Consider the following 10,704-nt stretch of genomic DNA (forward strand, 5'->3'; position numbering starts at 1 on the left):
CTACGGTCGCCGGACTTCCGGTGCCGTAGTAAAAAAATCGGACGCGCTGGATCACGAAGCGAGTATGCCCCCGGTCCGGGCCGCCCCGCAAGGAAACGGCCCGAACCGTGGGACGGGTCAACCCGCCTTGGTGATCCGGTCGGCCGGGCCGGGCGCGACCGGGGTGCCGGTGCCGAGGTAGCCCACCAGGGCGTCGATGTCGAAGCCCGGAGCCGTCACGCGGTCCGTGCCGGCGGTCAGCTTCGTGAACCCGTCGCCGCCGTTGGCCAGGAAGTCGTTCGTGGTGACGCGGTACGTGGTGGCCGGGTCGATCGGCGTGCCGTTGAGCGCCAGCGCGGACACCTTCGAGCCGGCCGCCGCCGTGCTGTCCCAGGTGTAGGTCAGACCCTTCGAGACCTGCAGGATCTTCTGCGTGGTCTGCCCGCCGAAGCCCACGAACTGCTGCTCGAGCACCTCCTTGAGCTGCGCGCCGGTGAGGGTCTGGGTGACCACGAGGTTGTTGAACGGCTGGACGGTGAACGCCTCGCCGTACGTGACCTTGCCGTCCGGCTCGCCGCCCGCGGACGCCTCGGCGTCGAAGTCGGCGCGGATGCCGCCCGGGTTCATCAGCGCGAGCTGCGCGTTGTTGCTCTGCGTCCAGGCGAGCTGGGCGTCCGCGATGACGTCACCCAGCGGGGACTCGCCGTTGGCGCCGGCCGTACGCACGATGTCGCCCGTGATGGTGCCCACCACGCGGTTGGCGATCGGCGCCACCGCCGTACGGTATTTGTCGGCGACCTTCTTGGCGTTGGGGTCGACCGTGTCGGGGTTCTTCAGGTAGACGCCGGCGGCGTCCTTGAGCCAGCCGCCCTTGCCGTCGGAGACGCCGTTCTCGACCACCACGTTCTTCGCCGTGACCTCGGAGAACCGGCCGGAGCGCCGATCGATGCTGTAGTCGATGTCGGTGATCAGCTGGCCGTTGGTGCCGGCGCTGGTGACGACCGAGGTGCCCTTCGAGTTGGGCAGTGTGCACGAGTAGAACCGGTGCGTGTGGCCGGAGACCACCAGGTTGAACTCGGGGTTGAGGCCCTTGACGATGTCGACGATCGGGCCGCTGAAGTTGTTGCAGTCCGAGACACCGGGCACCGGCACCTGCGCGGAGGAGCTCTGCTGGCCGCCCTGGTGGACGAGGAGCACCTGCGCCTTGACGCCGAACAGCTTCAGCAGGGTGCCCCACTTGTTGGCGGTCTCGACCTCGTTGGCGAACCGTACGTTCTTGATGCCGGCCGGGTTGACGATGCCGGCGGTGCCCTCGAGGGTGAGGCCGACGAAGCCGACCGGCACGCCGCCCACGAACCTGATGTCGATCGGCGGCAGGATCGGCAGGCCGGTCTTCTTGTTGATCGTGTTCGCCGCGAGGTAGGTGAACTTCGCGCCCTTGAAGCCGTCGCCGTCCTGGCAGCCGTCGACCGGGTGGCAGCCACCGCGGTCCATGCGCAGGAGCTCGTCGACGCCCTCGTCGAACTCGTGGTTGCCGACCGAGGAGACCTGCAGCCCCACCTCGTTCATGAGCTCGATCGTCGGCTCGTCGTGGAAAGCCGCGCTGACCAGCGGCGTCGCGCCGATCAGGTCACCGGCGCCGACGGTCAGGGTCTTACGGCCCTCCGCGGCGGCCTCGGCCCGCAGCTTCTTCAGGTAGGTGGCCAGGTATTCGACACCGCCCGCGGGCGTGCCGTTCACGACCGCCCCGGACCCGCCGGGCGGGTCGATGGCGCCGTGGAAGTCGTTGTAGCTGAGGAACTGGCCCTTGACGGCCGGCCCGGACAGCCCGTAGTTCACGCTGACCGGCGCGAGGCCGGGCAGGTACTGCGGGGCGGCCTGGGCTTTATCGGAACGTGTCATCGGCAGGGTGGCGACGACAGCCAGTGCGAGGGCCGGTACGGCGAGATGACGCAGCACAGCCCAGCCGCGACGGCGGGGGTGGTCCATAGTATTCGGTCTCCCGATTCGGGTAACGGTGCAACCAACCCCGACAGCCTTCTGTATCGATGCTGGTCAGCGCTACTACTTCTGGATGACAGGTTGGTTGCTTTGCTCACCGCCGTACGGTGACCGCGTCGGCGCGTGATCCTGATTCGAGGTAGTTCGTACGCGTCGATACCGCTCGCCACGTTCCGCTCCGATACTGGCGGAACCGTTTCGTCGCCACCCACGACTGCTCCCCGGGCTCGTCGCAGCCGAACGTGCACCGCGGGCGCGCCGAACCCTTGTAGGTCCATGCCGCCGGGCGGGTGCCGCGGAAGTAGAAGTGGATCGGGCTCGTGTCGAACAGCTCCCAGTTGTCGTGCACCCACGAGGTCAGCGTCACCCAGCCGCCCGCACGTACCGGTTCCGGTCGGGCATTGAGGTGGACGATCCCCTGGAAGCGCAGCCGGAAACTGCGTGTGACCCGGATCCTGCCGCCGGCGTACTCGACGCTGACGGTCCAGACGAAGCGGCCCGGCTCGTCGATGTCGTAGGGGAGGGCGTTGATCCCGCAGAGCCGGACGCGGTCGCTGATCGCGGCGGAGGTGCCGGACTGCTTGATCGCGAGGCCGAGGGTGGCCTTGCGCGCACCGGTGTCGTCCCGGGTGACCGTGCTGGCGACGGACGTCCAGGGGATATCCGGCGCGGCGATCTGGGCGGTCATGGCCACCTGTCTGCACCGGCCGGTCGTCACGACGGGGTTCGCGTCGGTGAGCCGTACCGATGTCAGCTCGGGTGGGGTGGCGGCGTGGGCGGGCACCGGGCCTGCCGAGATCATGAGCAGCGACACCGCCGCTGCGGCAAGCAGCCTCATCCGTGGACCCCCGTCCGGACGGCGGCCGCGACGCCCGGCCGTAGAAAGATTGTCGGACCCCGGGCATAGACTTGTCCGCGCGATGCGAGCTCTCCCCGAAAATTCCCAGCCTCTGTTCGCCGTCCCTCCGGTCCAGCAGGAGGCTCCCCGGCGGCCCGCGCCCCGGCGCCTCGATCCGGAGACCCTGCTGACCGGCCTCAACGGGCCCCAGCGCGACGCGGTGACCCACGCCGGCTCACCGCTGCTCATCGTCGCCGGCGCCGGCTCGGGCAAGACCCGGGTGCTGACCCACCGGATCGCCTACCTGCTCGCCGAGCGCGACGTGCATCCGGGCCAGATCATCGCCATCACCTTCACCAACAAGGCGGCGGGGGAGATGAAGGAGCGGGTCGCCGCGATCGTCGGCCCGCGTGCCCGGCTGATGTGGGTGTCGACGTTCCACTCCGCCTGCGTGCGGATCCTGCGGGCCGAGCACGAGCACGCCGGGCTCAAGAGCACGTTCTCGATCTACGACGCCGACGACTCGCGGCGGCTGATGCAGATGGTGGCCCGCGAGCTCGACCTCGACCCGAAGCGCTACACCGCGCGCGGCCTCGCCGCCCAGGTCTCCAACCTGAAGAACGAGCTGGTCGACCCGGCGGAGTTCAAGGACAAGGCGAAGGGGCCCAACGAGCGGGCGGTCGCCGAGGCGTACGAGCTCTACCAGCGCCGCCTGCTGGAGGCGCACGCGCTGGACTTCGACGACATCATCATGGCGACCGTGCACCTGTTCCAGTCGCACCCGCACGTCGCGGAGGCCTACCGGCGGCGCTTCCGGCACGTGCTCGTGGACGAATACCAGGACACCAACCACGCGCAGTACATGCTGGTCAAGGAGCTCGTCGGCCCCTCGGACGGCGAGGTGCCCCCGGGCGAGCTGTGCGTGGTCGGCGACGCCGACCAGTCCATCTACGCCTTCCGCGGCGCGACGATCCGCAACATCCTCGAGTTCGAGCGCGACTACCCGGACGCGCGCACGATCCTGCTCGAGCAGAACTACCGCTCGACCCAGACCATCCTCTCCGCCGCCAACGCCGTCATCGACCGCAACACCAGCCGCAAGCCCAAGCGACTGTGGAGCGATCAGGGCGCCGGGGAGCAGATCGTCGGCTACGTGGCCGACACCGAGCACGCCGAGGCCGACTGGGTCGCCCGTGAGATCGACCGGCTGGGCGACAACCACGAGGTGCGGCCCGGGGACGTTGCCGTCTTCTACCGTACGAATGCTCAGTCCCGGGTCTTCGAAGAGGTGTTCATCCGCGTCGGCCTGCCCTACAAGGTCGTCGGCGGCGTCCGCTTCTACGAGCGCAAGGAGGTCCGCGACGCGCTGGCCTACCTGCGCGCCGTGGTCAACGACGACGACACGGTCAGCATCCGGCGCGTGCTCAACACGCCGAAACGCGGCATCGGAGACCGGGCGGAGGCGTGCATCGAGGCGCTGTCCACACGCGACCGCATCTCGTTCGGCCAGGCGCTGCGTCGCGCGAAGGACGCGCCGGGCATCTCGACCCGTGCGATCAACAGCATCGGCGACTTCGTGCAGCTCCTCGACGACCTGCGCGAGCTCTCCCGCACCGCGCCGCCCGAGGAGGTGCTGGAGTCCGTCCTCCAGCGGTCCGGGCTGCTGTCCGAGCTGGAGGAGAGCCTCGACCCGCAGGACCAGGGCCGGGTCGAGAACCTCCAGGAGCTCGTGAGCGTCGCCCGGGAATACACCGAACGCGTCGAGGCGCAGGCGGAGGAGGACGACGCCCAGGCCGCCACCCTCGCGGGCTTCCTCGAGCAGGTGGCGCTGGTCGCCGATGCGGACCAGATCCCCAGCGACGACCCCGACCACCAGGGCGTGGTCACTCTGATGACGCTGCACACCGCGAAGGGCCTCGAGTTCCCGGTCGTCTTCCTGACCGGGCTCGAGGATGGCGTGTTCCCGCACATGCGTGCCCTCGGCGACAACACGGAGCTGGAGGAGGAGCGGCGCCTGGCATACGTGGGCATCACCCGCGCCCGGCAACGGCTCTACCTGTCCCGCGCGGTGACCCGTTCGGCGTGGGGGCAGCCGCAGTACAACCCGCCGTCCCGGTTCACCGACGAGTTGCCGTCGGAGCTGGTCCGCTGGGAGCGTACGGGCGGCTCGTACACCTCGTGGTCGGGCACGGGCGGCGGTGTGGGCGGCCGGGGCGGCGACTACGGCCGTGACTACGGGCGCGGCGGCGGTTTCGCCGGCGGCACCCCCAAGGCGCAGCGCCTGGCGGAACGCCTCGGGGTGGACGCGAGCAAGCTCACCACGGCCAGCGAGATGAAGCAGCCGCCGAAGGTCGCGGCCGGCGACCGGGTGAACCACCAGCGCTACGGGCTGGGCCGGGTCGTGACCGTGGAGGGCCAAGGGCCGGGAGCGCGGGCTCAGATCGACTTCGGCGACCAGGTGATGTGGCTGGTGCTGCGGCACGCCCCGATCGAGAAGATCTAGCCGGCCTCGCCGCAGCCGTTGATGTCGACCCCGTGGTCGTGCATCCACCGCGTCGGCTCGATCGGGTTCTTGTACGACCCCTGGTGCACCTCGAAGTGCAGGTGCGGCCCGGTGGAGTGACCCGTCGAGCCCTCCTCGCCGATCATGTCGCCGGGCTCCACGTGCTGGCCCACCGTCGCCGTGATCACCGACATGTGCCCGTAATGGGTGAGGAAGCCGTTCCCGTGGTCGATCAGGACCGCGTTGCCGTAGCCCTGCTCCGGGCCGGCCGCCACGACGATGCCCTTGCCGGCCGCGTGGATCGGCGTACCGGAGGCCGCGGCGATGTCGACGCCGGCGTGCAGGCGGCCCCAGCGCTGGCCGAAGCAGGAGGTGACCGAGCCCTCGGGCATCGGGTTGACCCACAGCGGCATCGGCTTGGCCTTGCGGCGTTGCGCCACGAACGGCAGGCCGGCCTGCTGCAGGTCGACTGCCTGGTCGGCTGCCGCCATGCCGCCCTTCACCTGGACGGGGGCGGCGGCCTCGGCCGGGATGCCGGGCACGATCGCGGTGGTCGGCGTCGTCGCCTCGGTGACGGCGACCGGGGTGGCGGCCTTGGCCACGGCACCGGCCGGCGAGGAGCCGTCGGTGGCCACGGTGACCGCGGTCGCGCCGACTCCGGCAACGAGGGCGGCGGCCACGGCGTAGCGGCCTTTCTCGGCGATGGGCTCACGCGGGGCGCGGTGGCTGTGCAGCGGGACAGTCCTGCGGTGCCGGCCAGGCGTGTTCCGAGGGGCTCGATGCTGCACGGTGGGTTGATCCTCCAGGCTCCGGCTTCCGTCCGACACCTGCCTGTCGGCACGGTTCTGGAGGAGCCTGAGGGAGCCAGGCGTACTGCTACCGCCCCGGTTGCGAGCCGGTTGCGGCGCCGGCGGATCAGGAGGCGGCGAGGGCCCCGTACACCGACTCGATCTTGAGCTTGATGTCGACGCCGTGCGCCCGCAGGAACACGATCGGGTCCGTCGGGGAGCCGTTCACGTAAACCCCCACGTGCAGGTGAGTCCCGTACGAGTGGCCCGTGTTGCCCACCTCGCCGATGACCTGCCCGGCCTTCACCTGGTCGCCGGCCTGCACCAGCAGGCGGCGGGAGTGCGCGTAAATGATCTGAGTGCCGTCGTCGTGCTTGATGGTGATCGCGTACCCGTAGCCGCCGTCGTAGCCGGCCGAGACGACAGTGCCCGCGTGGATTGCCTTGTACGGGGTGCCCTCCGGGGCCGCGAGGTCGATGCCGGAGTGGAGCTGGCCGAACCGGACACCGTACCCGGAGGTGAACTCGTAGTCGTCGAGCGGCAGGAGCCAGGCCTGCGCGGCGGCTTCCTCTTCGCTGACCTGGGTGGTGGTGCCCCGCTCCTCGCCGCGGGAGGCGCGGTCGCCGCTGTCCGCCGAGCGGTCCGCGAGCGCGTCCTGGGCGACGGATGCCTCTTCGAGGTTCTGCAGCACCTTCGGGTTGACGGCCTTGGCGTCGGGCAGCTGCGCGGCGGCTCCGAGGGCCACGACGCCGGCGCCGACGAAGGCCGAGGTGACGACCGCGGCGTAACGGCTCCGCGGAGGGGTAGGTACGCGGCGACGGCCGCGATAGCGGTCGGGCTCAGACGACAAGCGCTGACGCACGAACAACCCTCCGTCGGTGGCAAAGAACGGCAGCCACCGGGGGGAACGCTTGCTGAACGGTGGTTTGCCGGGCCGCAGGTCCGGGGTTAACCGGTTGACAGCCGGGAGCCACGGTAACGAAACGCAACGCCGGTCACAAGTCGCACCGCCAATTCCCTGACAGTTCCCTCTAGGTATTCGGGAGCGATTGTCCGAGTTGGTCATCTTTTCGGAGGAGCGGCAGGGTTGGCTCTCCGTAACTGAGTTCGAAACGCAAAGTCATGTGACGTGGAATACGGTAAACGGTGCTTGCACTGGATGGCGACCGCGCTCGGGCGCCGGCCGGTAGTACGGTGCGGTGGCTACCAGGGTTCAACCGAGCCGGGTTACCGTTCGTTAAGGTCTGACTCGACGCGCGCCGAAGGGGTCGCACATGGAAGCACGGATCAGGGTCGTGGTGGCCAAGCCGGGCCTCGACGGGCACGACAGGGGCGCCAAGGTGGTGGCCCGCGCCCTGCGTGACGCCGGCATGGAAGTCATCTACACCGGGCTGCACCAGACGCCCGAGCAGATCGTGGAGACGGCGATCCAGGAGGACGCCGACGCGATCGGACTCTCCGTCCTCTCCGGGGCCCACATGACGCTCTTCCGCCGGGTGCTGGAACTGCTCGCCGAACGTGACGCAGCCGACATCGTCGTATTCGGCGGCGGCATCATTCCGGCGGACGACATCGCCGAACTGGAGAAGATCGGCGTCGCCCACATATTCACCCCGGGCGCCACGACGGCATCCATCATCGAATGGGTGCGCGCCAATGTCGCCGCACCGGTTTCCTGACGGATAATCACCGAATAACTGCGAAGAGTTAAGGGGAGAGGCCGGACGCACCCCTCACACGTCCGGCCCCTCATGCACGATGCCCCGCCGCCACCCCTCGACCGACAGGGCATCGGCCGCTTTCGTCGTCGCTCAGCGCTCCGACACCACACTCAACGACGCCTCCGGAGCCGGGTTACGCGTCGTTCTTCGGCAGAATCAAGATCTTTTCAGGTACGCGCACACGGCCCCGGCGGACGCAGCACCACCCGACCCCGCCTCCGGCGGCTACCGCGCCCGGGCCGTAGTCACTCCAGGCCGTCCGCGGCCCCGGCCCAGCCCGTGGCGCGCCCCGGCCGCAGGATCCGTGGCCTCTGTGCGCCCGAAACCTCGTCGGGCGTCTCCGCGGCTGTCCGAGTCCACACCGCCCTCGCCTCGGCGGCACCGGCGTCCGCACCCCGCCCGGCGGGGGCGGACGGCCGGGGCCACCTACGGTCCGGGTGCGCCAGCCGCCGGAGGCGGGGCCGGCCGGTGCTGCGCCTGTCGGCCCGTGGCCGCGTACCCGAAAAAAGCTGTGCAAGACCGCACAGGTCCCACCCGCGAGGCCGTCGTCGCGGCCGGGGTGGCTAGGCTGCGAAACGAGGCCCCCGAGCACCGCCGGGGCCGACATTTCTTCTCACGCTGGCGGCGACGCAACGACGCGCCGCGCACACAGGTCGGGACGCAGGTACGCGGCTTGCCGGGGCAAGCGTCGCGAGCGAAAGGAGACACGTGGACCTGTTCGAGTATCAGGGGCGCGACCTGTTCGAACGGCACGGGCTGCCCGTGCTGGGCGGCGGCGTCGCCGAGACCCCGCAGGAGGCGCGGGCGATCGCCGAGCGCCTCGGTGGCAAGGTCGTCGTCAAGGCGCAGGTGAAGGTCGGTGGCCGCGGCAAGGCCGGCGGCGTCAAGCTGGCCGACGGTGCGGACGAGGCCGAGGCCCGGGCGACCGACATCCTGGGCATGGACATCAAGGGTCACACGGTGCACAAGGTGATGCTCGCGGAGACCGCGGACATCCAGGAGGAGTACTACTTCTCCTACCTGCTGGACCGCGCGAACCGCACCTTCCTCTGCATCGCCAGCGTCGCCGGCGGCATGGAGATCGAGACGGTCGCCGAGGAGCAGCCGGACAAGGTCGCCAAGATCGCTGTCGACGCCGTCGAGGGCGTCACCGAGGCCAAGGCCCGGGAGATCGTCGCGGCGGCGCAGTTCCCGGCCGAGGTGTCCGAGCAGATCGTCGACATCGCGCAGAAGCTGTGGCAGGCCTTCGTGGCCGAGGACGCCACCCTGGTCGAGGTCAACCCGCTGGCCAAGGTCGGCGACGGCCGGGTGCTGCTGCTCGACGCGAAGATCACCCTGGACGAGAACGCCGGGTTCCGGCACCCCGACCACGAGGCGCTGGTGGACCAGTCCGCCGTCGACCCGCTGGAGCAGGCCGCCAAGGCCAAGGACCTCAACTACGTCAAGCTCGACGGCGAGGTCGGCATCATCGGCAACGGCGCGGGCCTGGTCATGTCGACGCTCGACGTGGTCGCGTACGCGGGTGAGGCGCACGGTGGCGTCAAGCCGGCCAACTTCCTCGACATCGGCGGCGGCGCCAGCGCCCAGGTGATGGCGAACGGCCTCGAGATCGTGCTGGGCGACCCGGCGGTCAAGTCGGTGTTCGTGAACGTCTTCGGCGGCATCACGGCCTGCGACGAGGTCGCCAACGGCATCATCCAGGCTCTCGCCCTGCTCGGCGAGCGCGGCGAGGCCGTCACCAAGCCGCTCGTGGTGCGACTCGACGGCAACAACGCCGAGGCCGGCCGGGCGATCCTGGACTCGGCGAACAACCCGCTCGTCGAGCGGGTCGACACGATGGACGGTGCGGCCGAGCGTGCCGCCGAGCTCGCGGCTGCGGGGAAGTGACGACATGGCTATCTGGCTCACCAAGGACTCCAAGGTCATCGTCCAGGGCATGACCGGCTCGGAGGGTTCGAAGCACACCCGCCGCATGCTGGCCGCGGGCACGAACGTGGTCGGCGGCGTGAACCCGCGCAAGGCCGGCACGAGCGTGGACTTCGACGGCACCTCCCTCCCGGTCTTCGCCTCCGTGGGCGAGGCCATGAAGGAGACCGGTGCGGACGTATCGGTCATCTTCGTCCCGCCGGCTTTCACCAAGGCCGCTGTGCTCGAGGCCATCGACGCCGAGATCCCGCTCGCCGTGGTGATCACGGAGGGCGTACCGGTGCAGGACTCGGCCGCGTTCTGGGCGCACAACATCGCCCAGGGGCAGAAGACCCGCATCATCGGCCCGAACTGCCCCGGCATCGCGTCCCCGGGCGCGTCCAACGCGGGCATCATCCCGGCCGACATCACCCCGGCCGGCCGCATCGGCCTGGTCTCCAAGAGCGGCACGCTGACCTACCAGCTCATGTACGAGCTGCGCGACTTCGGCTTCTCCACCTGCGTGGGCATCGGCGGTGACCCGATCATCGGCACCACCCACATCGACGCCCTCAAGGCGTTCCAGGACGACCCGGAGACCGACGCGATCGTCATGATCGGTGAGATCGGCGGCGACGCCGAGGAGCGGGCCGCCGAGTTCATCAAGGCGAACGTGACCAAGCCGGTCGTCGGCTACATCGCCGGCTTCACCGCCCCGCCCGGCAAGACCATGGGCCACGCGGGCGCGATCATCTCCGGCTCGGCGGGCACCGCCGACGCGAAGAAGGAGGCGCTCGAGGCCGCCGGCGTCAAGGTCGGCAAGACCCCGAGCGAGACCGCGCGGCTGATGCGCGAGGTCATGAGCTGATTTTGGTACGGCCACAGACGCGCCGCCGCACGGACCCGCCACGGGCCCGGAAGACGAGCTCGACATCATCCGGGATCTCGCCCCGGCCGGCGTGCGCCCCG

The 10,704-nt window shown here is 70.0% G+C and carries 8 protein-coding genes; 4 read left to right on the plus strand and 4 right to left on the minus strand.

The window, feature by feature from the left end; translation table 11 throughout:
* Window positions 1-117: 117 nt before the first annotated feature.
* Together ACIBO8_RS11840 and ACIBO8_RS11845 are read right to left on the minus strand one after the other, a co-directional pair.
* Window positions 118-1,968, minus strand: coding sequence for a bifunctional metallophosphatase/5'-nucleotidase (locus ACIBO8_RS11840; protein ID WP_396115117.1), 1,851 nt, complete (start codon window positions 1,966-1,968; stop codon window positions 118-120).
* Window positions 1,969-2,074: 106 nt separating this feature from the next.
* Window positions 2,075-2,818: a hypothetical protein gene (locus ACIBO8_RS11845; RefSeq protein WP_396115118.1), complete on the minus strand. Its 744-nt coding sequence runs from the start codon at window positions 2,816-2,818 to the stop codon at window positions 2,075-2,077.
* 82 nt (window positions 2,819-2,900) lie between these two features.
* Between ACIBO8_RS11845 and pcrA the strand changes: the two genes are divergently transcribed.
* Entirely contained in the window at window positions 2,901-5,321 is a 2,421-nt protein-coding gene (gene pcrA / locus ACIBO8_RS11850; RefSeq protein ID WP_396115119.1) for a DNA helicase PcrA, read from the plus strand.
* On the opposite strand, the gene ACIBO8_RS11855 is transcribed toward pcrA, so the two are convergent.
* Window positions 5,318-6,109, minus strand: a complete 792-nt coding sequence (locus tag ACIBO8_RS11855; RefSeq protein WP_396115120.1) for a M23 family metallopeptidase — start codon at window positions 6,107-6,109, stop codon at window positions 5,318-5,320. The genes pcrA and ACIBO8_RS11855 overlap by 4 nt on opposite strands.
* Window positions 6,110-6,236: 127 nt before the next feature.
* Complete coding sequence (locus ACIBO8_RS11860; RefSeq protein ID WP_396115121.1) at window positions 6,237-6,971, minus strand: M23 family metallopeptidase; 735 nt, start codon at window positions 6,969-6,971, stop codon at window positions 6,237-6,239.
* Between the two features lie 412 nt (window positions 6,972-7,383).
* On the opposite strand from ACIBO8_RS11860, the gene ACIBO8_RS11865 reads away from it, so the two are divergent.
* The 3 genes from ACIBO8_RS11865 (at window position 7,384) to sucD (ending at window position 10,603) form a co-directional block, all read left to right on the plus strand.
* Entirely contained in the window at window positions 7,384-7,788 is a 405-nt protein-coding gene (locus ACIBO8_RS11865; protein ID WP_396115122.1) for a cobalamin B12-binding domain-containing protein, read from the plus strand.
* 750 nt (window positions 7,789-8,538) lie between these two features.
* Window positions 8,539-9,717 (plus strand): ADP-forming succinate--CoA ligase subunit beta, encoded by a 1,179-nt coding sequence (sucC, locus tag ACIBO8_RS11870; protein WP_396115123.1) that lies wholly within the window; start codon window positions 8,539-8,541, stop codon window positions 9,715-9,717.
* 4 nt (window positions 9,718-9,721) lie between these two features.
* Window positions 9,722-10,603 (plus strand): succinate--CoA ligase subunit alpha, encoded by an 882-nt coding sequence (gene sucD, locus ACIBO8_RS11875; RefSeq protein ID WP_396115124.1) that lies wholly within the window; start codon window positions 9,722-9,724, stop codon window positions 10,601-10,603.
* Window positions 10,604-10,704 lie beyond the last annotated feature (101 nt).

It is taken from the genome of Actinoplanes sp. NPDC049681 (assembly GCF_044465265.1).
In the GTDB taxonomy this organism is placed as follows: domain Bacteria; phylum Actinomycetota; class Actinomycetes; order Mycobacteriales; family Micromonosporaceae; genus Actinoplanes.

Bases quoted from the DNA above. Each gene is read 5' to 3' on its own strand.
- ACIBO8_RS11840 (WP_396115117.1), bottom strand. From the start codon at position 1,968: ATGGACCACCCCCGCCGTCGCGGCTGGGCTGTGCTGCGTCATCTCGCC.
- ACIBO8_RS11845 (WP_396115118.1), bottom strand. From the start codon at position 2,818: ATGAGGCTGCTTGCCGCAGCGGCGGTGTCGCTGCTCATGATCTCGGCA.
- pcrA (WP_396115119.1), top strand. From the start codon at position 2,901: ATGCGAGCTCTCCCCGAAAATTCCCAGCCTCTGTTCGCCGTCCCTCCG.
- ACIBO8_RS11865 (WP_396115122.1), top strand. From the start codon at position 7,384: ATGGAAGCACGGATCAGGGTCGTGGTGGCCAAGCCGGGCCTCGACGGG.
- sucD (WP_396115124.1), top strand. From the start codon at position 9,722: ATGGCTATCTGGCTCACCAAGGACTCCAAGGTCATCGTCCAGGGCATG.